This window comes from Xanthomonas codiaei (assembly GCF_002939785.1).
Taxonomy (GTDB): domain Bacteria; phylum Pseudomonadota; class Gammaproteobacteria; order Xanthomonadales; family Xanthomonadaceae; genus Xanthomonas; species Xanthomonas codiaei.
Map to the genome: position 1 here is coordinate 46,015 of NZ_MDEC01000013.1, position 23,979 is coordinate 69,993.

Annotated in this window: 24 protein-coding genes and 1 other RNA gene; 20 read left to right on the forward strand and 5 right to left on the reverse strand. The window is 65.9% G+C overall.

Features of this window, described 5'->3' with window-relative positions; all coding sequences use genetic code 11:
* Nucleotides 1-210 precede the first annotated feature (210 nt).
* Nucleotides 211-1,773, forward strand: coding sequence for an EAL domain-containing protein (locus tag XcodCFBP4690_RS11025; protein WP_104540984.1), 1,563 nt, complete (start codon nucleotides 211-213; stop codon nucleotides 1,771-1,773).
* A 225-nt stretch (nucleotides 1,774-1,998) separates the two neighbouring features.
* On the opposite strand, the gene XcodCFBP4690_RS11030 is transcribed toward XcodCFBP4690_RS11025, so the two are convergent.
* Nucleotides 1,999-3,120 carry a fatty acid desaturase family protein gene (locus XcodCFBP4690_RS11030; RefSeq protein WP_104540985.1) on the reverse strand — a complete coding sequence of 374 codons (1,122 nt, stop codon included), beginning with the start codon at nucleotides 3,118-3,120 and terminating at the stop codon, nucleotides 1,999-2,001.
* A 9-nt stretch (nucleotides 3,121-3,129) separates the two neighbouring features.
* Nucleotides 3,130-4,206, reverse strand: coding sequence for a ferredoxin reductase (locus XcodCFBP4690_RS11035; protein ID WP_167394571.1), 1,077 nt, complete (start codon nucleotides 4,204-4,206; stop codon nucleotides 3,130-3,132).
* Nucleotides 4,207-4,297: 91 nt separating this feature from the next.
* Here XcodCFBP4690_RS11035 and fabR point away from each other — a divergent pair, with 91 nt between their 5' ends.
* The 5 genes from fabR to XcodCFBP4690_RS11060 all read left to right on the forward strand — a co-directional run bounded on the left by fabR (nucleotide 4,298) and on the right by XcodCFBP4690_RS11060 (nucleotide 9,745).
* Entirely contained in the window at nucleotides 4,298-4,945 is a 648-nt protein-coding gene (gene fabR / locus XcodCFBP4690_RS11040) for an HTH-type transcriptional repressor FabR (protein ID WP_104540987.1), read from the forward strand.
* 330 nt (nucleotides 4,946-5,275) lie between these two features.
* The gene (locus tag XcodCFBP4690_RS22710; protein WP_167394572.1) at nucleotides 5,276-5,494 is read left to right on the forward strand and encodes a hypothetical protein; all 219 of its coding nucleotides are present in this window, start codon (nucleotides 5,276-5,278) and stop codon (nucleotides 5,492-5,494) included.
* Between the two features lie 847 nt (nucleotides 5,495-6,341).
* Nucleotides 6,342-7,463, forward strand: coding sequence for a slipin family protein (locus XcodCFBP4690_RS11050; RefSeq protein WP_104540988.1), 1,122 nt, complete (start codon nucleotides 6,342-6,344; stop codon nucleotides 7,461-7,463).
* Nucleotides 7,464-7,520: 57 nt separating this feature from the next.
* The gene (locus XcodCFBP4690_RS11055; protein ID WP_167394573.1) at nucleotides 7,521-8,744 is read left to right on the forward strand and encodes an RtcB family protein; all 1,224 of its coding nucleotides are present in this window, start codon (nucleotides 7,521-7,523) and stop codon (nucleotides 8,742-8,744) included.
* Between the two features lie 200 nt (nucleotides 8,745-8,944).
* Nucleotides 8,945-9,745, forward strand: a complete 801-nt coding sequence (locus tag XcodCFBP4690_RS11060; RefSeq protein WP_104540990.1) for a hypothetical protein — start codon at nucleotides 8,945-8,947, stop codon at nucleotides 9,743-9,745.
* A gap of 325 nt (nucleotides 9,746-10,070) precedes the next feature.
* Here XcodCFBP4690_RS11060 and XcodCFBP4690_RS11065 read toward each other — a convergent pair whose 3' ends face one another.
* Together XcodCFBP4690_RS11065 and XcodCFBP4690_RS11070 are read right to left on the reverse strand one after the other, a co-directional pair.
* The gene (locus tag XcodCFBP4690_RS11065; RefSeq protein WP_104540991.1) at nucleotides 10,071-10,937 is read right to left on the reverse strand and encodes an alpha/beta hydrolase family protein; all 867 of its coding nucleotides are present in this window, start codon (nucleotides 10,935-10,937) and stop codon (nucleotides 10,071-10,073) included.
* Nucleotides 10,937-12,043, reverse strand: a complete 1,107-nt coding sequence (locus XcodCFBP4690_RS11070) for a DUF3182 family protein (RefSeq protein ID WP_104540992.1) — start codon at nucleotides 12,041-12,043, stop codon at nucleotides 10,937-10,939. The genes XcodCFBP4690_RS11065 and XcodCFBP4690_RS11070 overlap by 1 nt, the downstream gene beginning before the upstream one ends.
* A 643-nt stretch (nucleotides 12,044-12,686) precedes the next feature.
* On the opposite strand from XcodCFBP4690_RS11070, the gene XcodCFBP4690_RS11075 reads away from it, so the two are divergent.
* The 9 genes from XcodCFBP4690_RS11075 to XcodCFBP4690_RS11115 all read left to right on the forward strand — a co-directional run bounded on the left by XcodCFBP4690_RS11075 (nucleotide 12,687) and on the right by XcodCFBP4690_RS11115 (nucleotide 18,308).
* On the forward strand, nucleotides 12,687-12,968 hold the full coding sequence (locus XcodCFBP4690_RS11075; protein WP_003486531.1) for a hypothetical protein: 282 nt from the start codon (nucleotides 12,687-12,689) through the stop codon (nucleotides 12,966-12,968).
* Between the two features lie 44 nt (nucleotides 12,969-13,012).
* Nucleotides 13,013-13,279 carry a hypothetical protein gene (locus tag XcodCFBP4690_RS11080; RefSeq protein WP_167394574.1) on the forward strand — a complete coding sequence of 89 codons (267 nt, stop codon included), beginning with the start codon at nucleotides 13,013-13,015 and terminating at the stop codon, nucleotides 13,277-13,279.
* 76 nt (nucleotides 13,280-13,355) lie between these two features.
* The gene (locus XcodCFBP4690_RS11085) at nucleotides 13,356-13,949 is read left to right on the forward strand and encodes a DUF4142 domain-containing protein (protein WP_104540993.1); all 594 of its coding nucleotides are present in this window, start codon (nucleotides 13,356-13,358) and stop codon (nucleotides 13,947-13,949) included.
* Nucleotides 13,950-14,147: 198 nt separating this feature from the next.
* A complete protein-coding gene (locus XcodCFBP4690_RS11090; protein WP_104540994.1) occupies nucleotides 14,148-15,035 on the forward strand; it encodes a TIGR01777 family oxidoreductase in 888 nt (295 codons plus the stop codon).
* A 156-nt stretch (nucleotides 15,036-15,191) separates the two neighbouring features.
* On the forward strand, nucleotides 15,192-15,857 hold the full coding sequence (locus XcodCFBP4690_RS11095) for a response regulator transcription factor (protein WP_104540995.1): 666 nt from the start codon (nucleotides 15,192-15,194) through the stop codon (nucleotides 15,855-15,857).
* Nucleotides 15,854-17,047, forward strand: a complete 1,194-nt coding sequence (locus XcodCFBP4690_RS11100; RefSeq protein WP_104540996.1) for an ATP-binding protein — start codon at nucleotides 15,854-15,856, stop codon at nucleotides 17,045-17,047. Before XcodCFBP4690_RS11095 ends, XcodCFBP4690_RS11100 begins: the two co-directional genes overlap by 4 nt.
* A gap of 49 nt (nucleotides 17,048-17,096) precedes the next feature.
* Nucleotides 17,097-17,185, forward strand: a non-coding RNA gene (locus tag XcodCFBP4690_RS11105) — sX9 sRNA.
* Between the two features lie 108 nt (nucleotides 17,186-17,293).
* On the forward strand, nucleotides 17,294-17,584 hold the full coding sequence (locus XcodCFBP4690_RS11110; RefSeq protein WP_104540997.1) for a hypothetical protein: 291 nt from the start codon (nucleotides 17,294-17,296) through the stop codon (nucleotides 17,582-17,584).
* Between the two features lie 64 nt (nucleotides 17,585-17,648).
* On the forward strand, nucleotides 17,649-18,308 hold the full coding sequence (locus XcodCFBP4690_RS11115) for a DUF3313 domain-containing protein (protein ID WP_104541049.1): 660 nt from the start codon (nucleotides 17,649-17,651) through the stop codon (nucleotides 18,306-18,308).
* Nucleotides 18,309-18,816: 508 nt separating this feature from the next.
* Here the strand turns inward: XcodCFBP4690_RS11115 and XcodCFBP4690_RS11125 are convergent.
* Nucleotides 18,817-19,590, reverse strand: a complete 774-nt coding sequence (locus tag XcodCFBP4690_RS11125) for a histidine biosynthesis protein HisIE (RefSeq protein ID WP_104540999.1) — start codon at nucleotides 19,588-19,590, stop codon at nucleotides 18,817-18,819.
* 244 nt (nucleotides 19,591-19,834) lie between these two features.
* On the opposite strand from XcodCFBP4690_RS11125, the gene XcodCFBP4690_RS11130 reads away from it, so the two are divergent.
* The 5 genes from XcodCFBP4690_RS11130 to XcodCFBP4690_RS11150 all read left to right on the forward strand — a co-directional run bounded on the left by XcodCFBP4690_RS11130 (nucleotide 19,835) and on the right by XcodCFBP4690_RS11150 (nucleotide 23,877).
* Nucleotides 19,835-21,271: a Do family serine endopeptidase gene (locus XcodCFBP4690_RS11130; protein ID WP_104541000.1), complete on the forward strand. Its 1,437-nt coding sequence runs from the start codon at nucleotides 19,835-19,837 to the stop codon at nucleotides 21,269-21,271.
* Nucleotides 21,272-21,387: 116 nt separating this feature from the next.
* Nucleotides 21,388-21,750: a hypothetical protein gene (locus XcodCFBP4690_RS11135; RefSeq protein WP_029221506.1), complete on the forward strand. Its 363-nt coding sequence runs from the start codon at nucleotides 21,388-21,390 to the stop codon at nucleotides 21,748-21,750.
* A gap of 3 nt (nucleotides 21,751-21,753) precedes the next feature.
* Nucleotides 21,754-22,239, forward strand: coding sequence for a hypothetical protein (locus XcodCFBP4690_RS11140; protein WP_104541001.1), 486 nt, complete (start codon nucleotides 21,754-21,756; stop codon nucleotides 22,237-22,239).
* Nucleotides 22,236-22,619, forward strand: coding sequence for a hypothetical protein (locus XcodCFBP4690_RS11145; RefSeq protein WP_104541002.1), 384 nt, complete (start codon nucleotides 22,236-22,238; stop codon nucleotides 22,617-22,619). Before XcodCFBP4690_RS11140 ends, XcodCFBP4690_RS11145 begins: the two co-directional genes overlap by 4 nt.
* 151 nt (nucleotides 22,620-22,770) lie before the next feature.
* Nucleotides 22,771-23,877, forward strand: a complete 1,107-nt coding sequence (locus XcodCFBP4690_RS11150) for an AI-2E family transporter (protein ID WP_104541003.1) — start codon at nucleotides 22,771-22,773, stop codon at nucleotides 23,875-23,877.
* Nucleotides 23,878-23,979 lie beyond the last annotated feature (102 nt).

Genomic DNA, 23,979 nt, shown 5'->3' on the forward strand with positions numbered 1-23,979 from the left:
TCGCTCTGCGGACGCGCGCAATGCACGCGTGTGTCGTACATTCGCGACGTGCAGCCTCATCCGTCCCCTTCTGTGGTCCACATCACGTCAGCGCGGCGCGTCCGTCGGCGCGAAGATGCGGCTGTGGCACCCGCTCCGATGGCGCCGCAGCGTGCGCTGCGCGTTGGGCTGCATGCATGAGCTGGCCCCCATGCCGATGCGGGTGGTGATGTGAAGCGCCAACGCATCATCAGCCTGACCGTGCTGCTGGTGGTGGTGTGCGCAACGCTCCCAATCGGTCTGTCGTACTACCTGGCCTGGCGGCTGGCGCTGTCGCGCGAGGAAGGCAGGCTCAGCCAACTGGCTGCGCTGTCGATCCGGCGCACCGAAACGGCTTTCGACGAGGCGCATGGCGCCCTGCTGAGCATGGCCGCCTCCAGGCTGACGCCCTGCTCGCCGGCCCACCTGGCGCAGATGCGCGCCTTGGTGCTGACCAGCCATTACATCGTCGAGCTGGGGTATTTCCGACAGGGGCGGTTGCGTTGCACCTCATGGGGGCTGTTGCCCAGAAGCATTGCGCAGAGCCGCCCGGATTTCGTGGTCAAGCGTGGCATTGCCGTCACCACGCGGCTGCTGCCGCTGGCCAACCCGCAACATCCGCTGATGGCGCTGCAGCTGGACGACTACAACGTCCTGATCAATCCGAACACGCTGGCCGACATCAATATCCCGCCCGGCCTGCAGCTGGCGATCGGCACGCCGGATGGGCGGCTGCTCAGCAGCACCGGCACCGCGGCCGAACAGTTGCTGGTGGCGCCGCTGGCCGACGACGCCACCCGCACGTCCGGGCAGGCGCAGGTGCTGTCCGGGCGAGGACGCCGGGGCGACTGGGCCGCGGTGGTCACCGAACCGGTCGCCTACCTGCGCGGGCCGTTGGCGGCCGCGCGGCTGCAGGTGGTGCCGGTCGGCATTGCGCTGGCCGTGCTGCTGGTCGCCCTGGTGCTGTGGGTCTCGCGGCGACGGTTGTCGCCGCTGGCACGGCTGGAAATCGCGGTGCAGCGCGGTGAATTCGTCGTGCATTACCAACCGATCATCGCGCTCGACAGCGGCCGCTGCGTCGGTGCCGAGGCACTGGTGCGCTGGCAGCAGCCCGATGGCGTGCTGGTGCCGCCGGATGCCTTCATCCCGCTGGCCGAAGCAAGCGGCCTGATCATGCCGATCACCGATCTGGTGGTGGCCGAGGTCATCCGCGATCTTGGCCCCACCCTGGCCGCCGAACCGTCGCTGCATGTAGCCATCAACGTCTCGGCCGAGGACATCAAGAGCGGCCGCGTGCAGTCGGTGCTGGCCGACGCGCTGCGGGGCACCGGCGTGGACAGCGGGCAGATCTGGGTGGAGGCGACCGAACGCAGCCTGATGGACATCGATGCCGCGCGCACCACCATCACCCACCTGCGCGGCGCCGGCCACACCGTGTCCATCGACGACTTCGGCACCGGCTACTCCAGCCTGCAGTATCTGCAAGGCCTGCCGCTGGATGCCTTGAAGATCGACAAATCCTTCGTGGACACGATCGGCATGCACTCGGCCACCAGCTCGGTCACCGCGCATATCATCGAGATGGCCAAGACGCTGCAACTGCGCACCATCGCCGAAGGGGTCGAGCGCCAGGAGCAGCTGGACTACCTGCGCGCACACGGCGTGGACCTGGCGCAGGGCTGGCTGTTCTCGCGCGCGCTGCCTGCCATCGGCTTCATCGCCTATCAGGCGCAGGCGCGCAAATCGGCGCGCTGAGTCATCCGATTCGCCACTTGGTGATTGGTGATTGGTGATTGGGGATTGGGGATTGGCACGCCGCATGGAGCATGCGCATGCCGCGCCAGCGTTACCGCAACATTGGCCACTGTGCGTGCCGGCAACCCGGGTTCGGCGCCGCCAGCAAACGATTCACATACACCAGCAGTCCGGACACGCTCCACTCCAAGAAAAAGGCCGCCAGTGGCGGCCTTTCTTGTTGGATCACGCGCCCTGCAGCGCCCCGCTGCGCTCGCGTACCGGCTTGGGCCGGCTCGGGAACGCATGCCGCACGATGCGCCACATCACCTGCCCGAACTGCCGCGGCAGCGAGCCGGTGTTGTAGTGCTGGCCGTAGCGCGCACAGATCTGCTTCACTTCGACCGCAATCTGCGCATACCGGTTGGCCGGCAGGTCCGGATAGAAGTGATGCTCGATCTGATGGCTCAGATTGCCCGACAACACGTTCATCAGCTTGCCGCCGGTCAGGTTCGACGAGCCGCGCAGCTGGCGCAGATACCAGTGGCCGCGCGATTCGTTGCGGATCGATTCCTTCGGGAACACTTCCGCATCGGCGGTGAAATGCCCGCAGAAGATGATCACGAAGGTCCAGATGCTGCGCAATACGTTGGCGGCCAGGTTGCCCAGCAGTACGGTCAGGAAGAACGGCCCCGCCAGGACCGGGAACACGATGTAGTCCTTGAGCATCTGGCGGCCCATCTTGCGGCCGACCGGCAGGAACGAGGCGCGCAACTCGGCCGCCTTCATCTTGCCGGCGAACCAGCGGCCCAGGCGCAGGTCCTGGATCGCCACGCCCCATTCGAACAGCAGTGCGAACACCACCGCAATGAACGGCTGCAGCAGGTAGAACGGGCGCCAGCGCTGCTCGGGAAAGATGCGCAGCAGGCCGTAGCCGATGTCGTCGTCCATGCCGCGCACATTGGTGTAGGTGTGGTGCTTGAAGTTGTGCGTCTTGCGCCAATTGTCGCCGGTGGCAACGATGTCCCACTCGTAGGTATTGCCGTTGAGTTGCGGGTCGCCCATCCAGTCGTACTGGCCGTGCATGACGTTGTGGCCCAGCTCCATGTTCTCCAGGATCTTGGACAGCGTCAGCAGCAGCACGCCGGCGATCCAGGCCGGAACCAGCACGCTGTGCACGAAGGCGCCCAGGAACAGCAGCGCGCGGCCGGACACGCCGGTCCAGCGCACCGCGGCCACGATGCGACGGATGTAGCGCGCATCGTCGGCGCCCACCTGCTTCAGCACACGGGCGCGGATGGCATCGAGCTCGTCGCCGAAGGATTGCAGCTCGGCTGCGGACAGGGCGCGGTTATGGACTCGGCTCATGCAGGTTCCTTACAGATCCAGGATCAGGTCGGTGCTTGGGGCACTAATGCACAGGCGAACCTGTGCGGTGGGTTCGTTGCTGCGCTCGCCGGTCAGCAGGTGGCGCGTGGTGCCGGCCTGGCGTGCGCAGGCGCAGCTGTTGCAGATGCCCATGCGGCAGCCGTGTTTTGGCCGCAGGCCCTGGGCCTCCAGCCCTTCCAGCAGCGACTGCCCGCGCGACAGGCTCAGCGTACGGCCGCTGCGTGACAGCTGCACCTGCACCTGCCCGGCCTCGCTTTCTTCCAACGCCGGCACGCTGAAAGCCTCGGCCTGGAACGCCGCCACGCGGCCCTCCAGGCGCGCACGTGCGGCCTGCACGAAGCCGCCCGGTCCGCAGGCCATCACGTGGCGGCGGGACAGCCCGGCGATCTCGTCCAGCGCATGGGTATCCACCCGGGCGGCCGGAGCGGCGCCTTCGCGGGTGGTCAGCAGGCTTACGCGCAGGCGCGGATGTGCCGCGGCCAGCGCGTGGAATTCGTCCAGGAAGCAGGCGTCTTCGCGCGCGCGCACCCAGTACAGCAGGTCGACGTCGGCCGGCATGCCGGCCTGTGCCGCGGCGCGCAGCAGCGCGCGCATCGGCGTGATGCCGGAGCCGGCGGCCAGTAACAGCAACGGCGTGGGCGAGGCCGGCAACAGCATGTCGCCAAACGCCGGGTCCAGCGACACCACCGTGCCCAGCGCGGCCTGGTGCGCCAGATAACCGCTGACCTGCCCGCCCTGGATGGTCTTGACCGTGATCGCCAGGCGGCCTTCGTCCAGCACCGTCGGGCTGTAGCTGCGCAGCAGGCGGCGGCCGTCGATCTCTACGCCCAGGCTGACATGCTGGCCGGCCTGCAGGCCCTGCCAGTGGCCATTGGGCTGCAAGACCAGGGTCACCGCGTCGCGGCTGGCCGCATGGCGTTCGACCAGGCGGGCCATCGGCCGCTCCAGCGTCCACAGCGGGTTGATCCGGGTGGCCCAGAAGTCGAACAACTGCGGCGACACCAGGCGGCGCGCCAATCGGGCGGCCAGCGGGGACTTGGACTTGGGAGTGGGTGCCAGGTTCATGGAGGGCACTATACGCATGCATGCACAGCCGTGTATACACTTGTATATTGTCGGAAGGGCTATGATTCAGGCCCACGCCCGGCCGTTGCCCATGACCTCCATCGCCCTGCCTTCCCACGACGCGCCGCCGTCACGCAAGCCGGCGATCTCACGCGAGGACCTGATTGCCGCGGCGCTGTCGCTGATCGGCCCGCACCGCAGCCTGTCCACGCTGAGCCTGCGCGAGGTCGCACGCGAGGCCGGCATCGCACCGAACAGCTTCTACCGCCAGTTCCGCGACATGGACGAGCTCGCCGTGGCGCTGATCGACCTGGCCGGGCGTTCGTTGCGCACCATCATCGGCCAGGCCCGCCAGCGCGCCACCTCCGCCGACCGCAGTGTCATCCGCGTGTCGGTCGAAGCCTTCATGGAACAGCTGCGCGCCGACGACAAGCTGCTGCACGTGCTGCTGCGCGAAGGCGCGGTGGGCTCGGATGCGTTCAAGCAGGCGGTGGAGCGCGAGCTCACCTACTTCGAGGACGAGCTGCGGATGGATCTGATCCGCCTGGCCGCCGCCGACAACGCCACCTTGCATGCGCCGGCGCTGGTGTCCAAGGCGATCACCCGCCTGGTATTTGCGATGGGCGCGGTGGCGATGGACCTGCCGCCGGAGAAGGACCCCGAGCTGATCGAGCAGATCTCGCAGATGCTGCGCATGATCCTGACCGGCGCGCGCACGCTGGGCACGCACGGCGGCTGAGCACGCGCTGGCGGCTGGTTGCAGCTGCCAGCCGGTGATTTCCCAAAAGTCGTGCGAATGCGCGGGCATCGCCGGCGTGGCGCCAGCGGCAGGCCAACGCTGTGAGATCGCTTCGCTTGGCCCGGGAAGGCGGCATTTCAACCCTGCCCGCCGTGATGCCTGATCACCCGCCTTGTCCCGACGCTGCTCCCGCGCAAGCACTGACTTGCAACGGCGGCGATACGCCGCCGCAGTGCAGCCGCGCCGGCGTGCTGCAGATAATCCAGTCCGATACCGGTTTCTGGATTATCTATCGCATGCGTTTGCGCCTGGCATCTGCAACAGATTCTCATGCCCCAGAAAATAGTTCGATTATTTTTCATAAAGTACTTGCATCGACAAAATCCTGCAGGTAATGTTCGCGCCCTACGCAGCAACGCCTGCATCCGGACCCAACTGATTTTCATGCACGCCAGCCAACCCACCAAATCCGATCGACTGCCCGGCGCACTGTGCGCTGCAGCGATTGCGCGCACGGTGCTGCGCGACATGCACACCATTATCGGCTGATGTCCTGGTTCCAGGAGATCGGTCACCCGATCTCCGAGGTACGCGAACGCCCTCGGATGCTGCATCCGGGGGCGTTTTTCGTTGCGCGTTCGTCTCAAGCCTGTGAATGAGCACATCCGAAACCCGGGCAGGGATTGCCCGACGACAGGGATGTCGTCATGCCGCGAGGCGCGAAAGCGCTGTGCCCTGGTTTCGGGCACGGGTGGCACGTGGTCATGCACATACTGCATTGCCGTTTGAATAGAACGGTAATCGGAACCATTGCGGAAGATCGTCAGCGGCCTGGAGTTTCTCATCCAGCCGGTGCGCGCGGCCATGCCGTGGCGTATACCGATCTCTTTCGGATGTTTCTGTTTCGGGTACGGCTCCTGGAGGAGCGGCGGCGCAATCCGCAGGTCCGGTTCGATTCCGGAATACCCCCACTGGATAGCTCAGTCGGTAGAGCAACAGATTCGTAATCTGTCTGTCGCGGGTTCGACTCCCGCTCCATACGTGACCTGTTCGGTCATTCACCGGGACGCAAGTCCCTCACGGAAACGCCCATGCCGCCTGTGGTTAGGCAAGCCATCGCTTGCCCGCATGCGGCAGCGGCGCCGGTGCCGGGCCGCTGCCCTGGACGCGTGTTGCCCTGCCGTGCGCTGCGTCATTGGCATTGCATCGCCAACGACGCAGCCCTGCAGTGGCACGCGCCAACAGCGCAGCACGCCCCGCACCGCCGCCGTCACCGGCGTTTCCACCTTCCAACGCCGCGTTGCATCGGCACACCGTGCGCCCGCCATCCGATCCGGGCGGCGCACCGGCTCAACATCCGGATCGGACCACCAGAGCCAACCCAAGGAGAAGTGTCATGTTCTGGACCAAGAGGGTCGTGATCGGCGACGGCGAGCGCGGCCTGGTGTATCGGAATCGTCGGTTCGAGCGCGTGCTCGGCCCCGGCGTGTACCGTTTTTTCGACCCGTTGCAGCGCAGCGAGATCCACGTGCACGACAGCCCCACGGGTCAGGCCGTGGGCCGCGATGCGGATCTGTTGATCGACACCCTGGGCGCCGCACTGCCCGACCACTTCGTGCTGGCCGACATCGGCCCGGCCCAGGTCGGCCTGTTGATCCGCAACGGCAAGCTCGAGGAGGTGCTGCCGCCGGGAACGCGCACGCTGTACTGGCGTGGCGCGGCGGCCGTCGAGCTGCAGACCCTGCCGTTGGGCGAGGACCTGCAGGTGCCGAGCGTCGTGCAGCGCAGGTTGCGTCAGCTCGGCACGCTGGCACGCGTGGCGGTGTGCATGGAGGTGCCGGCCGAGTCGCAAGGCCTGGTCTTCGTCGATGGCAAGTTGCTCGCGCCGTTCGGGCCTGGGGTATATGCCTTCTGGAATTTCCAGAAGAACGTCGCCACCGAGGTGATCGACCTGCGCGTTCAGTCGGTCGAGGTCTCCGGCCAGGAGCTGTTGACGCGCGACAAGGTATCGCTGCGGGTCAACCTGGCCGCCAGCATGCGCGTCACCGATCCGGTGGCGATGCGCACGCGCGTGGCCAAGGCCGCCGACTACCTGTACCGCGAACTGCAGTACGGCTTGCGGCGTGCGGTCTCGGCCAAGACGCTGGACGAGCTGCTCGGCGACAAGGCCTCGCTGGATGCGGATATCTTCGGATATGTGCGTGGCAGCGTCGCTGCCTTCGGTATCGAGGTGCTGGGCGTCGGCGTCAAGGACGTGATCCTGCCGGGAGAGATGCGCGAGATCCTCAACGCGGTGGTGCAGGCAGAGAAGCAGGCGCAGGCCAATGTCATCCGTCGTCGCGAGGAGGCCAATGCCACCCGCTCGCTGCTCAACACCGCCAGGCTGATCGACGACAGCCCGGTGCTGATGCGCTTGAAGGAGCTGGAGGCGCTGGAAAAGGTCACCGAAAAGATCGACAAGCTCACCGTGTTCGGCGGCCTGGATGGCGTGCTGAAGCAGTTGGTGACGCTCAGATAGTCATGCGGGTGTGCGGCGAAGGGACTGGCCGCACACCCGCGCAAAGGAATGAACACCATGAGTACCTCACAACAGTTCGAATGGCTGCATGCCGAAGGCAGCACCACCCCGATCAAGGGCTGGGTGCGTGGCGTGCCGCTGGAAGAACAGGCACACGCGCAGTTGCGCAATATCGCCGCGATGCCGTTCGTCGGGCCATGGGTGGCGGTCATGCCCGACGTGCACCTGGGCAAGGGCGCCACCGTGGGCTCGGTGATCCCGACCCGCGGCGCCATCATCCCGGCCGCGGTCGGCGTGGACATCGGCTGCGGCATGGCCGCGGTACGCACCACCCTGCGCGCCAAGGACCTGCCCGACAACCTGGCGCAGCTGCGCTCCAGCATCGAGCGTAGCGTGCCGGTGGGCAACGGCCGCGGCGGCGAGCATCGCAAGCTGCCCGACAGCATCGAAACCCGCATCGCGCAGTCCGGGCTGGTGCAGCGGCTGGATGCGATCAAGCAGCAACACCGGCGCATCCGTACCGACAAGCTGGAATGCCAGATCGGCACGTTGGGCGGTGGCAACCACTTCATCGAGATCTGCCTGGACGAGACCGATGCGGTTTGGGTGATGCTGCACAGCGGTTCGCGCGGCACCGGCAACCTGATCGGCACCTACTTCATCGAGCGAGCGCGTGAGCAGCTGGCGCATCGGGTGCTGGGCTTTCATCTGCCCGACAAGGACCTGGCGTTCTTCATGCAAGGCGAGCCGCTGTTCGACGAGTACGTCGAAGCGGTGTCGTGGGCGCAGGATTATGCCCGCGAAAATCGCGAGGCGATGATGGCGCGGGTGCTGGCGGAGATGCGTCACCGCCTGCCGAGGTTCCAGCTGGAGACGCTGGCGGTCAACTGCCACCACAACTACGTGCAGAAGGAGACGCACCACGGCGAGGAATTGCTGATCACCCGCAAGGGTGCGGTCAGCGCACGCACCGGCGAGCTGGGCATCATTCCCGGCAGCATGGGCACGCGCAGCTACATCGTGCGTGGGCTGGGCAATGCGGAAAGCTTCCACAGCTGCAGCCACGGCGCGGGACGGGTGATGAGCCGAACCGCTGCACGGGCGCAGATCACCCTGGCACAGCACCGCGAGGCCACCGCGCACGTGGAATGCCGCAAGGACGCAGCAGTCATCGACGAATCGCCGGCAGCGTACAAGTCCATCGATGCAGTCATGGCCGCGCAGCAGGACCTGGTGGAAGTGCTGCACACCCTGCGTCAGGTGGTCTGCATCAAGGGATAGGACGGGGCCGCACATGCGGCCCCTTTTTTTTGTTCCGGCAGTGCGGAGCAACCTCATCCGCCGGCGCACTGCATGGTTCAGTCATGTGGTGGCAGCGCTCACGTTCACGCACGCGCGTTTCACTCCCGCGACCCCATCGTGGCGCCACATTTCGCGGACCTGCACTGTCAGGACGCGCCCTTGAGCACCCCGGAGGCGACATGAACAGTGACGACAAGCAGGAACGCAAGGCAGAAGCGCACGACCTTAACCGTGACCCGATTTCCGGTACCCCCGGCGCACACCCTGTCGGTGTGGGCGTGGGCGGCATCGCGGGCGGCGCGGCAGCGGGCGCGCTTGCGGGCACGGTATTTGGTCCCCTGGGCACGTTGATCGGTGCTGCGGCGGGTGTGGTCGCCGGCGCTGCGGCGGGCAAGGGCGTCGCCGAGCGCCTGGACCCGACGGTCGAAACCGAGTACTGGCGCCAGGAGCATCGCAATCGTCCGTACTACAAAGAGGGCACCGACTACGATCGCGACTATGCCACCGTCTACGGATTCGGCCTGCAGGCTCGCGAAACGCGCCCCACCAGCACCTGGGAAGAAACCGAAGCCACGCTGGCAGGCGAGTGGCCGCGCAACCGTGGTCAGTCGCGCCTGGAATGGGACGAGGCCCGCCTGGCTGCGCGCGATGCCTGGGATCGCGCCGATCGCACCCATAGCGTGTACCGCGACGGCGACACCCACTACGAGGGCCGCTTTGATAGCGCCAGCTACCGCGACACCGACTACTCCTATGACGACTACCGCCCTGCCTATCGCTACGGCATGCAGGCGCGCCAGCAGCACGCCGGACGGCAGTGGGACGATCATCTGGAACGCGACCTGGGCGATGGCTGGGACCGTTTCAAGTCCAATTCGCGCCTGAGCTGGGAGAAGGCCAAGCATGCAGTACGCGAGGCGTTCGATTCGGACCGCCACGATAATGCAGCACGCCGCACTCCCACCGACCCGCGCATGTAAGACAGTGCCGCGCATCACTGGCACCAGGCCGGTGCCGCAAAAAACAACGGGCCCGATGGGCCCGTTGTTTCTTTGTCTGTGCATACAACGGGCCGATGCGAGAATGATCCTCGGCGCACCTGGTTGAAACCGCCGCACACGCAACGACGACGCGAGCTCCCGCGTCTGCACAGCAGCACGACGTGCTAGCCGGGACCACCTGGATGCAACCACCTCCCACTCATCGGATGCCTTGCCAGCGCGCGGATCTAACCATTCCACAGCCGCCGCCAGCCATCGTGGTCTGCACAAAAGATCAGCTGCAGACCAGTGCGCAGTTACGGACTCAATCGGGCGATGTTTCCACTGCGCGGATATCGCCTCGAAATGCAAGCGCATCCTGCCCTGACGGGGCTGCGGTCTTGTTCTGCTGCTGCAGCATCTGCTTGCGTGCGGCCACCACTTCCTTGGCCAGCGCAATCCGGCGCCCCACCACCATTTCGGTCAGCCAGTCGATCAGCGCGCGGGTGTACTGCTGCTGGTGCTCCTTGCCGCTCAGGGCATGGTCGGCGCCGGCGATGACCCGCGATGTCAGCGAGCGCGCATTGGCGAACGCGTCGGCATAATTGCGCAGGACCGGATGCGGCACGATGACATCGTTCTCTGCTTCCACCAGCAATACATCGCCCGTGTAGGCTGCGCAGGCGGCCAGGGCGATATTGTCGCCAGGCGTCAGCACGCGCTGCCGGTAGGCCATCAACTCCGGGTCGGCATTGAGGCTCACCTTGGGTTGGTCCCAGTGCGCATCCTTGTAGAGCGCAGGCGAGCGCAACGCCAGCCACTCCACCGGGCGTTCGCGTGTCAACAAAGCGGAGAGATAGCCGCCATAGCTCAGACCGACCACCGCAATCGACTGCCGATCCACGTACGGCAGGCTCGCCAACTGATCGTAGGCGGCAAGGATGTCCTGCAGGTTCTGCGCGCGCGTCACGGTCTGCCGCATCGCTGCATGGCCTTCGTGGCCGCGCAGATCGAAGGTGAGGCAGATACACCCCAGACCAACCGCCTCACGTGCGCGCACCAGATTGTGGTGCTGGCTGCCGCCCCACCCATGCACGAACAACACCGCCGGAATCCCGGTCGGCGTCAGCAGGGTGCCGCTCAAGGCGTCTTGATCGACCGCAATGTCGATGCTGGAAAGTTTGGCTTCCATCAGTGGGCTACTATCCTTCGATACTTGTAACGCGGCCCGTTATCGGGCTGCGTTGCACGGTAATACACCTGCGCATCCGCCGGCGGTTGGCCGGCGTAGATTTCGTGCGTGGACGCATGAACCCATCGCAGCTCGGGGTGCTCCTGGAACCTCGCAATCGCCGCCAGCTCGGCCGGCGTGGCACCGCCAATCCGCCAGGATTGCTCGAGCACACCGCAGACCCGCCCGGCGTGGACATCTGCACCACTCATCACATCGTAGTTGCGGCGTGAGATGTGCAGGCCAGGATACGCGGCGGCGACAAGGCGATCGTATCGGCATGCCTGCTCGACCACTTGCCTGTGCAGCGGCTGCAACGCCGTGGACAGCAGCGCCTCCAGCGATCCACGGTGGACCTGTAACGACGATCCACCATACACCTCATCGCCGTCGGTGTTGTGCACGCTGCACTGCGTGCCGTGATAGGCGATCCGGATGCCGGCCACGCACAACTCCCCCACGCTATGCGTCAGCGGCTGCAGGATATTGCGCTCCAACACCGCACCGTGTGTTTGCAGGTACGCATCGGGCAAGGTACCCAGCACATGCAGCAAGTGCGCGGCATCGACGATACGCCATTGCCCGCTGCCGCCCACGCCGGTGGGCAGTTTCAGGCGCACGTCGCCTTCGGGCAGCAAGCGGGCCAACGCCTGCGTCGCATCGGACTGCGAAAACACCGTATAGCCGACCAAAGTCGCCGGAATCAGCGACGTGGCCAACGCCTGATTCCACCCGGCAACGCGCGCGGCACTCTCGCTGATCAACGGGTGGCCGATCACCTTGGTCGCCACGAATGCGTGCGGCACGATGCCGCCCAGCAATCCGTCGGCGTCGCGGATGCCAAGCGCATGCGCCTGTTCGGTCGTCAAGGTGTCGTCGGGCACATGCAGCGTGCGGCGATCGCCGCGCTGCTCTACTGTCCCTACACTTGCCAGGCCCGCATCGCGTATTCCCGACAGGCGCGCGATCTCGCTGCAAATCCAGGCGTGCGTGGCACGTTCGTGCCCCTGCGCATCCACCTCGCGCGTGGTGTGCCCCAGTACCTGGACGTACGGCTGGTTCGCCATCACCTCTCCCCCGGCGGCACAGCGCATGTCGGCGATGGCAATGCTGCGACTCAAGCATGCCTTTGAAGCAAGCACGCCTGCGAAGGCCGAATCGGTCTGACCGGTTATTTCAATGCCAGATACAGCCCGATCACGATCAAGATCACCACGATCAGACTGATGGCCACACGTCCCCCGCGAAGCTCCAGTAACGCATGCCACCACACACGTGCTTCGGGTGTTCCGCTGGCGTAATGAGGCTTCCGACGACTGCTTTCGCTGTCCTGCATCCTGAGTGCTCTCTCCATAACGTCGTTGAATACCTTAATGATCAGACGTTACACAAGTGTGGAGCGGTTCAGAATCTTCCGTAAAATGTGGCGCTGCACCGACGCCCCCGGCACCAATGCGTGCATGCCGAAGTGATTGCGCGATGGCGACTGAAACACATGCCGCAGCTGCAGCGAGACGCTGCGCTATCGGTAACGCACGACGAGGATGTATTGCGGTGTTATGCAGGCCCGCATGCATTGTGTGTAGACATGCCGGGAAAACTGACCAGTTAAGCATGCACGCGTGCAATAGTTGCGTTCGATGATCATCCGTTGACATACCCGTCGTTACCCTGCAGGTCAAGTTTGTTTACGCCGGAACGCACGCAGTTATGAGCAGAGACCCATCCGTCATCGATGTACAAGCCGAAATCGCGCACTGGCAGGCCAGGCATGCGCAGGGCAACCTGGGTGCAGGCAAGTTCAGCGAACTGTCCCCGGTGGTGAAGATGGCCTGCGATATCTATCTGCAGGCGCCGCGCTCGAGCGACCAGGAACGTCTGCGTCTGTTCCGCGATCGCCTCGAGCACCATTTCATTTCGTCCAGCACGCAATCCAACTACGAACAGTTGGCAACCGATTGCTGGCAGCGCCTGGGCGCGCGCAATAGTTGAGCCCGCATGTAGCACGCAAGACCTGTTATTCATTGGAGATCGTCATGAAGACCCCGTATCAAGTGCAGCAGGAGCTGGAACGACTGGAGCGGCTGGTGCCGCACATCATCAGCGACCAAGGCGACCGCGCGGAGGAGATCCTTGGCTTCCATGTCGCCAGCCTGCTGGGCAGCGCGCCTGCCAGCGAGCACGCCACCATCCGTGAGCGCACCGCGCGCATGGCGCGCCTGTGCCGCACTGCGCAGGATGCAGTTCGCACACCGCTCAGACCCATGGGCATCGCTCCGGTCGCCCAGCCGCAGTGGGCCTGACCGATACATCACCGGAGCCGCATCGCGGCTCCTTTGCATTTCACCGTCGGCAATGCCGACTCAATCCAGGACATCCATGAAATTCACTCTCGTTGCTGCATCGTTGCTGGCCATGCTGGCCCTGACCGCCTGCGATCGTCCCGGTGGCGACACCTCGCGCACCGCACCGGCGGTGTCGCCGGAACCGACCGCCGCGCCGGTTAGCGGCAGCGGTGCGACCGAACTGGCGAAGGGCGACGGCGGGGCATTGGGCGTGCTAGCCGCAATCGACGAAAACGAGATTGCACTGGCAAAGCAGGCCATCGCGCAGGATCTGGGCGGCGCCACTGCCCAGTTCGCCGAACAGATGCTGCACGACCATGAGTCCAACCTCGAAAAGACCAAGGCGCTGGGCGCCAAGGACAGCCCACGTGCGCAGGCGATGCGTGCCAAGGGCAAGGCGGCCGTGGACGCGCTGGCCAAGACGCTGAGCCTGCCCGACGGCAAGGACGCCTACCGTAACGCCTTCATGCGCACCATGGTCAGCGACCATGGCGACACCATCAAGATCCTCGATTCGGAGCTTCTGCCCGCCACCGAGAGCGCCGCGGTCAAGCAGCACCTGGAAGAGACCCGCCGCGTGGTGTCGGCTCACTTCGAGCGCGCCCACGCGGTGTCGTCCTCGCGCTAAGCGACGCCACCCAGGCAGCTTGCAGCGCGCCGGCCAGTCCGGCGCGTTTGCGTTTGGATACACCGGTGCGTCCGGCGCTGTGCCCCGGCACGGCGTTGCGTCGGCCACTGCAGCGCCATCGCCTCGACCACGCAGCTTCACTGCGCCTGGGCTGGCGCTGTCCTATGGTGCCCGCTCGACCCGGCCCAGGAGCCTTACATGCGTTTGCTCATCACCGGCGGCACCGGTTTCATCGGCCAGGCCCTGTGCCCGGCGCTGCTGCATGCCGGCCACCAGGTCAGCGTGCTGACCCGCGATACGCGCCGTGCCGGCCGGGTCCTTCCCGGCGTCACCGCCGTGGCGACGCTGGACGGGATGCAGGCCGAAGCGGTGATCAACCTGGCGGGCGAGCCGCTGGCGGCCGGGCGCTGGACCGAATCACGCAAGCAGCGCTTCCGCGACTCGCGGCTGGGCATCACCCGCCAGCTGCACGACTGGATCGCAGCGCAATCGCCGCAGCAACGCCCCTCGATACTGATCTCCGGCTCGGCGGTGGGCTATTACGGAGAACGTGGCGACACCGCGCTGACCGAAACTGACAGCGCCGGCAACGACTTCTCGGCGGTGCTATGCCGCGACTGGGAAGCCGAAGCCGCCCGCATCGGCACGCTCGGCCCACGGGTGAGCTGGGTACGCACCGGCATCGTGCTGGACCGTGACGGCGGCGCGCTGGCGCGCATGCTGCCGGCCTTTCGTTTCGGCGGTGGCGGGCCGTTCGGCGATGGCCGGCACTGGATGAGCTGGATCCACCGCGCCGACATGGTTGCGCTGCTGCTCTGGTTGCTGCAGCACGGGCAGGCCGGCGCCTACAACGCCACCGCACCCAATCCGGTGACCAATGCGCAGTTCGCCCGCACGCTGGCCAAGGTGCTGCATCGCCCGGCGCTGCTGGCGCTGCCGGCCGGGCTGCTGCGGCTGGGGTTCGGCGAAATGGCCGAGCTGCTACTGATCAGCCAGCGGGTGCTGCCGCAACGCGCGCTCGATGCCGGGTTTCGCTTCCAGTACACGCAACTGGACGCTGCCCTGCGCGCCATCCTGCAACGCTGAGCCGCCGGCACCGGTCGCTGGACGGCCACGGACCGACCGGTGCCCGCACCGCGGCCACGCCCTGCTGGTGGCAAGCCATGCACTAACATTTGCCTAATGCCCCTCTCCGACAGTGGCGCGGATCTCGGACTGGCCCTAGTGCCCGGCGGAACCTCTATGCACCTGCTCCTGGTCGAAGACGACACCATGCTGGCCAATGCCATCTGCGAGGGTGTGCGCCAGCAATGCTGGACCATCGACCACGTCGACAGCGCCGGCGCAGCCAAGACCGCGCTGGTGGACCACCGCTACACCGCGGTGCTGCTGGATATCGGCCTGCCCGGCGAATCCGGGCTGATGGTGCTCCGCTTCCTGCGCGGCCATTACGACGCCACCCCGGTCATTGCGCTGACCGCACGCGGCCAGCTCACCGATCGCATCCGCGGGCTGGATGCCGGCGCCGACGACTACCTGGTCAAGCCGTTCCAGTTCGACGAGCTGATGGCACGGCTGCGCGCGGTCGTCCGGCGCAGCCAGGGCCGCGTGGTACCGCTGCTCGGCCAGGGCGATGTCAGCGTGGACCCGAGCAGCCGCAAGGTCACCAAAGCCGGCAAGTGGGTGGCGCTGAGCGCGCACGAGTATCGGCTGCTGCTGGCATTGATGGAGCGCGCCGGCCGCGTGGTCACCAAGGACCAGCTGGAAGAAGGCGTGTACGGCGGCCCTTCGGAGGGCGGCAGCAACATGATTGCGGTCTATGTGCACCAGCTGCGGCGCAAACTTGGCGAGGACCTCATTTCCACCGTGTATGGCCAGGGCTACATGGTCGGCAAGGCACCGGAATGAAGTCCCTGCAGGCGCGCATGCTGGCGGCGCTGGCGGCCATCGTCCTGCTGAGCTGGTCCACCTCGCTGTGGATCCTGGTCGCGCTGGTCACCCAGGGACACCACAGCGTCTTCGAGCAGGAACTCAACCTGCTTGGCGATGAATTGGTCAGCGTGCTGCCCGATACGCTGCAACACCGCTTCGACACGCCTGCCGCGCCATCCGCCCAGGCCGACCCCCAGGCCATCAGCGGCATTGCCTCATCCCGCATCAGCTTCAAGCAGACCCTGATCGCGATGACGCTCAATACTGCGCAGCTGGGCATTCTGGGCCTGCTGGTGTGGTGGGCGGTACGCACCGCGCTGAACCCGCTGCGCAGCGTGTCTGACGCCATCGCACAACGCACCGGCCTGGACACCGAGCCGGTCCCGCTGGATCGCGTTCCCGACGAGATCCGCCCACTGATCGATGCGTTCAACACCCTGCTGGCGCGTGTGGAAAAAGCCGTACAGGCCGAGCGCGACTTCGTCGCCGACGCCGCGCACGAACTGCGGACACCCCTCTCGGCGCTGCATGCCTATGCGGAAGTGGCATTGCGCGCGCCCACCTTGCAGGCCAAGGACGCAGCGCTGCACCAATTGCTGGAAACCGCGCGCCGCAGCAACCGGTTGGCCGAGCAGCTGCTGGATCTGGCACGGCTGGATGCCGGCATCAGCTCGGCGGCGTACCAGCGTGTGGAGATGAGCGAACTGATCTCGCATGTGCTGGACGAGTTCAGCGTGCAGGCCGAGGCGCGCCAAATCGATCTGCACATCGCCGCCGCACCCTGCCTGCTGTGCTGCGACGTGGATGCGGTCGGCATCCTGATCCGCAATCTGGTCGACAACGCCATCCGCTATGGACGCAGCCACGGCCTGGTGGAAGCGAGTTGCGGCTATTGCCTGCGCGCCGATGTGCCGCATCCGTTCGTGCAGGTCAGCGATGACGGCCCCGGCGTACCGGATGCCGCGCGCGCCTCCATCTTCGAGCGGTTCTATCGTGTGCCCGGCAGCGAGGTGCAGGGCAGCGGCATCGGGCTATCGCTGGTGGCGGGCATCGCACGCCTGCACGGTGCAAGCATCGAAACCTGCGAGGGCAACGAGGGGCGTGGTTTCTGTGTGCGCGTGGTGTTTTGCGGCGACCACATCCCACCGCAGCCCAAGAGCGGCTGACAAAACCCCTGCGCTCACCGCCAGGCGCGCGGTCGGTGCCCGTATCGGCGTGTACCACCCGTATACCCCGGTTCATCCGCGCGCACTCCTCCGCGCGGTCTGCACCCACCTGACGGCTGCTCGCCACCTGTGTGAGCCGGATCCAAACCGGCCACGCGCACCGACACGTCTGCCGGCCGCATCCAATAACTTTCCAAACCTGCCTGCCTACAGTGCACACACCGCACGCATCCAGGATGCAATGTGATGATGTACTCGCCCCGTTCCACTCCGAGCCCAGCTACCACCCCGGGGCTGTCGACGCCGCGCAGTGCGGCAAACGACGGCCTGACCGCCACTGTCGGCGATGCACCAGCATTGGCGGATTTCCCCTGCGGCCGCACCGGCATCGGCAACCGCGACATCTGGTGCGCGCTGCCGGATATCCGCAGCGCGCGCACGCTGCGCCGCCTGCAGCGCTGGGCCACGCGTGGCGTGTTGTTTGCCGCCTCCGGCCTGGCCTTTGCGCTGGCCCTGGCCAGTGCGCTGCTGCATTGAAGCCGGCATGCGCACAGCCGCCATCCCGACCCCGTTCGACTTCCGCCATCGCAGGCCCGTCACCATGTCCCAGCGCCTCATCCGTTGCTGCACGCTCGCACTCGCCGGCCTTGCACTGGTCGGCTGTGCCAGCACCGGCCCGGTGCCTTACCGCCAGCTGCCCTCGTCCAGCTATCTGCGCCCGCACGACGGCAGCCGCGGCAATCGCATGCCGTATGCGTATCACAGCGAGGTGGATTGGTCGCGCTACCGCACCGTCATCGTCGAGCCGGTCGCCATTTACCGTGGCCCGGACGCGCAGTTCGAGAACGTCTCCGAGCAGGACAAGCGCATGCTCGCCGACGACATGCAGCAACAATTCGGCGATGCCATCGCACGGCGCTGGCGCCCCACGTCCTTGGCCGATCATGACACCTTGCGTATTTGCATGACCCTGACCGGCGCAAAGCCCAGCAAACGCGTACTGGGAACCTTGATGAAGGTGGACCTGGGCGGTGGCTCCTACAACGCCGTGCAGGCCGCACGCGGCAAGCAAGGCGCATTCTCCGGCTCGGTGAGCTACGCGGTGGAGATCTTCGACGCGCAGACCGATCGCCTGCTCGACGCCTATGTCGAAAAGCAGTATCCAAGTGCCATGAACATCAAGGCCAGCCTGGGCGCCTATGACGCGGCAAAGGCAGGGATTCGCAAGGGTGCCGAGCAGTTGGTTGATGGGTTGGAGTAGGTGGGATTTGGGATTTGGGATTTGGGATTTGGGATTTGGGATTCGGGATTCGGGATTCGGGATTCGGGATTCGGGATTCGGGATTCGGGATTCGGGATTCGGGATTTGGGGTGTAGCAACTGCGCCGTAGGGATAGATCGGGCCCTGATTTTTATTCTTACTGTCGGCGCTTTTCGCTGCTGATTCTTTACACAGACCACCGGGCACCGCCTTCCCTTCTCCCCCCGGGAGAGGGTGCCCCGCAGGGGCGGATGAGGGCACGCGCCGCGCGCTGCGTCATTGCTAGAACGGCACGATCGGCATGTCTTGCTCACTTCGAATCTACGCGCTGCAAGGAGTTCGTCGGTAACGACCCGATGGCTGGTGCTCCGTCGGAGCAACGCGCTTTACGGAGAGGCCTGTCCACTGCAGGGTAGCGACCACCCTCGCCCACAAAAAAACCGGCGCTGTGCGAACAGCGCCGGTCCTCTTTTGATACCGCATGCGACACGCCCGATGGCGCCACGCCTCAGCGCGTCACTCGCTTGGCAACCTTCTTGCCCACGGCCTTGCGGGCGGCCGTGGTCTTGGCCACTGCACGCGTTGCCGGGGTCTTGGTCACCTTGGCCGCCTTCTTCAAGGCCGTCTTGGTCGCCGTCTTCTTCAGCGGCGCTTTCTTGACCGCAGCCTGCCTGGTGGCAGTCTGCTTGGCCACCGGCGCCTTCTTGGCAAGGCTCTTGGCCGCCGACTTTTTCACCGCTGCGGATTTGGCAGCCGCCTTCTTGGCCGCCGTGCGCGCACCCACCGCCGCCACGGCAGTCTTGCGCGCCGCTTTCTTGGCTGCGGTCCTGGCCGTCAATGCAGCGGCTTCGGCCTTGGCGTTGGCCTTGGCGGTCTCCAGCTTCTGCCTGGTAGCGGCCTTGGTGGTGGCGATCTTCTTCTTGGCCGCGGCACCGGTGTTGCTCAGCGTCTGCTTGGCGGCGTCCCTGGTCGAAACGAGCTTCTGCTTGGCAGCGTCCTTGGTCGCACTCAACGAGCGCTTGGTCTTGGCCACGCGGCGCTTGACGGCGCCGGCCGCTTCGCCGGCCTTCTCGACCACGCGCTGCTCGGCCGTGACCACCGCCTTGCGTGCCTTGGCAACACGCGTCTTGACCTCTTCCACCGCTGCACCGGCCGCTTCCTGCACGTTGTTCACCGCTTCGCTGGTGGTGCTGGCGAGGGTGTCGGTCAGTTCGGTGGCGGTGCTCTTTACGCTCTCGACGGCGTCGGACAGGGTTGTCGTCACACCATTGCCGTTGCTCATAGACCCTCCTTAAGGGCATCAGTGCGGAAAACGCGGGCGATGCGCGAGAGCATGCGAATGCTGAACAGGCATCGGACGAAGCGGACGCTACGCCGGGCCCCTCGCGCTGTCAACGCGCGGGCAACCCGCGGCTGTGTGCCGCTTTCACCGGCAGTTAAATTGCCGGCTGGCACTCTCGTTCAGCTTGATTTACGCAGTCCCACGCCCTATTCCTTTTCTCACCGCGTAACCCGGAATCCGTTCCATGCGACCGCTTCCCACCTTGCTGACGCTTTCCCTGGCCGCCGCCTTCGGCGGCTTCGCCGCTACCGGCATCAACGCCTGGCTGGACAATCGCGCCGAAGCCACGCCAGGCGGCAATGCGACCTTCACCCTGCCGACGGCGGCCGCCTTGCCGGCGGCCGTCGCCGGCCAGCCGGTGCCTTCATTGGCCCCGATGCTGCAACAGGCGATGCCGGCAGTGGTCAGCGTCAACACCAAGCAGGTGGTACGGGTCCGCAACCCGTTCTTCGACGATCCCATCCTGCGCCGGCTGTTCCCGCAGGTACCGCAGGACCGCATCAACGAATCGCTGGGCTCGGGCGTGATCATCGATGCGCAGAAGGGCTACGTGCTGACCAACCACCACGTGATCGAAAACGCCGACGATGTGCAGGTGACGCTGGGCGACGGCCGCACCGTCAAGGCCGACTTCATCGGCTCCGATGCCGATACCGATATCGCGCTGATCCGCATCAAGGCCGACAACCTCACCGACATCAAGTTGGCCGACAGCAATCAGCTGCGCGTGGGCGATTTCGTGGTGGCGATCGGCAACCCGTTCGGGTTCACCCAGACCGTCACCTCCGGCATCGTGTCGGCCGTGGGGCGCAGCGGGATTCGCGGGCTGGGCTACCAGAACTTCATCCAGACCGACGCTTCGATCAACCCGGGCAATTCCGGCGGTGCGCTGGTGAATCTGCAGGGCCAGCTGGTGGGCATCAACACCGCCAGCTTCAACCCGCAAGGCAGCATGGCCGGCAACATCGGACTGGGCCTGGCGATTCCGTCAAACCTGGCGCGCAACGTGGTCGAGCAATTGGTGACCAAGGGCGTGGTGGTGCGCGGCACCCTGGGCCTGGAAACCCAGAACCTCACCCAGGACATGCTACGTGGGCTGGGCGTGGATTCGATGCGCGGCGCGCTGGTAACGCGCGTGTTGCCCGGCTCCGCCGCTGCCGCTGCCGGCGTGCAGCCAGGCGATGTGGTGGTGGGCGCCAACGACCAGCGCGTGGACAGCGCCGAAGCCCTGCACAACTACGAGGGCCTGCAGGCGGTGGGCAGCGCCGTGACGCTGGATATCCGCCGCGATGGCAAGCCACTCAAGCTCAAGACCACGTTGAAGGAACAGGACCGCGCGGTGACCGGCGACATGCTGGACCCACGGCTGAGTGGCGCCACCTTCGTGGACCTGCCCGAATCGCTGCGTCAGTCCGGCATCACCGGGGTGATGGTCAGCGAGGTCAAACGCGGTGGACGCGCGGCAGCCAACGGCCTGGTGTCAGGCGATGTCATCGTGGCCAGCAGCGTGGGCGAGTTCGCCGACCTCGCCAGCTGGCGTGCCAACTTCCAACGCAAGCCGCAACAACTGGTGGTGCGTATCCTGCGTGGCAACGCGCAATACGACGCGCTCATGCGTTGAGGCGGTGTGCACCGTGACCCGCCTCCACTAACGCCTCCTACACCCCCCCGATGCTATTGCTAGATCACGACCGCACGTGAGTGGCGGCTGCCCTCAATGACCGAAGGAGACATCGCATGAGCCCCACCAATACCGAACAGCTGAAGGACAACCTGAGCGAAGCCGGCACCCACCTGAAGTCGGCAGCCAGCGCTGCAGGCGAAGCCGTCAAGGGCGCCACCAGTGCCGCTGGCGATGAGCTCAAGCTCGGCCGCGCCAACGTCAAGGCCGAACTCTCCGATTCCGCCCTGGCCGGCATGGCCGCTGCCGAGTTCGGCGGTGCCGCCGCCAAGGAGCAGATGGATGTGCTGGTTGCCAAAGGCAACGACCTGCTCGACAGCGCCACCGATCTGATCCGCGAGCGCCCGCTGGCCGCTTTCGGCGTGGCCTTTGCCGCCGGTTGGGTCATCGCCAAGCTGGCACGCGGCAACGACAACTAAGTCGTGAGCGATCAGGCCTCTACCGCTGCCGATTCCGGCGCGCCGCATGCGCGCCCGGAAACACCGGGACTGGACGAAAGCGTGCGTGCGGTCGGTGCTGCCGGCCGCGCCACGCTGGGCTCGGCCAAGGACACCAGCCGCGCATTGCGCCGGCTGGTGTCGGCCGATCTGCAGCTGGCACGCAGTGCCTTCGGACGTGGCCTGGCCTGGGCGTGCGTGGCCGTGGTGTTCGGCGCATCGTCGTGGCTGTTACTGGCCGGTGCCATCATCGCCCTGCTGCAGCGTGCCGGCCTGTCGTGGTTCCAGGCGATGTTTTTCACCGCACTGGCCAGCCTGTTGGTGACGGCCATTGCGGCATGGCGGGTGTTCTTCTATTTCGATCACACCGGCATGAATGCAACGCGACGTCAGCTGGTCAAGCTGGGCATCTTCGACGACAGCAGCGACGACGAGCCTGCGACAGCGCCAGCCAGTGGAGGCCACGCATGAAGTTCGGCACCTTGCGTCAGCGCGTCGAACGCGCCGAATTCCTGGTCGAAGGCCGTGCGCAGGAAACCCGTCTGCACTGGAGACAACTGCGCACGACCTGGCGTGCCGGCTGGTCGCCGGTGCGAATCGTGTTGGTCGGCTTCGGGCTGGGGTTTGTCACCGGCCGCAACGAACCGCAGGCGGCGCTGGGCAGCATCGCCGGCAAATTGGGCGGCATTCCCAAGATCCTGCAGATGATCAGCACCCTCTCTGCGCTGTTTACTGCGCACCGGGCGCAGGAAGCGTCCGAACAGGCCGAACGCGCCGCCGACAATGCCGAGGAAGTCGCTGCCGATCCTCCGGTCACGGTGGTGCAGGTTCCGGTGGACCGCGCGGCCTGAGGCCGGCCTTGCGTCCGAAATGGCAGCGGCTGAGGCCGCCACCCGCGCCGTTGCAGTGACACGATGCGCACAGGCCCTGTGCGCGCTGTTGACGCGTTGTGCCGATAATGGCCCACCGCTGGCAGCACGCCAGTTCGCTGCCAGGGTGCGCATGTCTCTCTCCGTCGATTCGCTGGATCCTGCCGCACCGGCAGAGTCGCTTCCGCCGCCACCGGCGCCGCGTCCGCGCGCTCCTGCCTCGCTGGTGGTGCTGGCCACGCTGGCCGTCGGCTACACGCTGTGGGCAGCGCAGACCATCATCCTGCCGATCATGCTGGCAGCGTTTTTTGCGCTGATCGGCAACCCCATCCTGCGCGGACTGCGCAAGCTGTACATCCCGCGGTTTCTCGGTGCGTTGCTGGTGCTGTGCCTGGGTCTGGCGGGCACGGTCGCGCTGGCCGCGCAGCTGGCCGGCCCGGCGGCCGAATGGGTGCAGCAGGCGCCGCGACAAATGCGCCAGATTGCGCGTGACGTACGCGATTTCACCAAGCCGGTGATGCAGGCCAACCAGGCGGCCGAGAACTTCGCACGCGCGGCCGGCGGCGAAGGCCAGCGCGGCGTACAGATCGTGCGCACCCAGATGGACGACCCGTACAAGGCGCTGGTGCGCACGCCCAAGCTGGCCGCCTCGGTGCTTGCGGTGGTGCTGCTGACCTTCTTCTTCATGGTCTACGGCGAAAGCCTGCAACGGCATGCAATCGCCCTGTTGCCCAACCGACAGCAGCAACGCTTCACGACCGAGATCATGCTGGACATCGAGCGCGAGGTGTCGCGCTATGTCCTCACCATCAGCGTGATCAACACCCTGGTCGGCCTGATCTTTGCAGGCATCCTGTCTGTCCTGCAGATTCCACTGCCGGAGGCCTTGCTGTGGGGCACGGTGGTGGCGCTGTTGAATTTCGCGCCCTACGTGGGCCCGCTGATCGGCGTACTGCTGATGCTGCTGATGGGCTTTGTGGAGTTCCGCACCACGCTGTCTTCGCTGCTGCCGGCCATCCTGTATCTGGCGCTGCACACCATCGAAGGCCAGGTTGTCACCCCCATCGTGCTGGGCCGCCGCATGGCGATCTCGCCGCTGATGCTGATCCTGGCGCTGATGCTGTTCGGCTGGCTGTGGGGCATGATCGGCCTGCTGCTGGCGGTGCCGCTGCTGGTCTGCATCAAGATGGTGCTGAGCCGGGTGGAGGGCATGCAACGCTGGGCGAGGCTGTTGGAGTAGCTGGGATTGGGGATTGGGCATTCGGGATTGGTAGAAGCAACCGCGCAAGTGCCGTTGCCAATCCCCAATCCCGATTCCCCAATCCCAACGCAAGACCGTAAA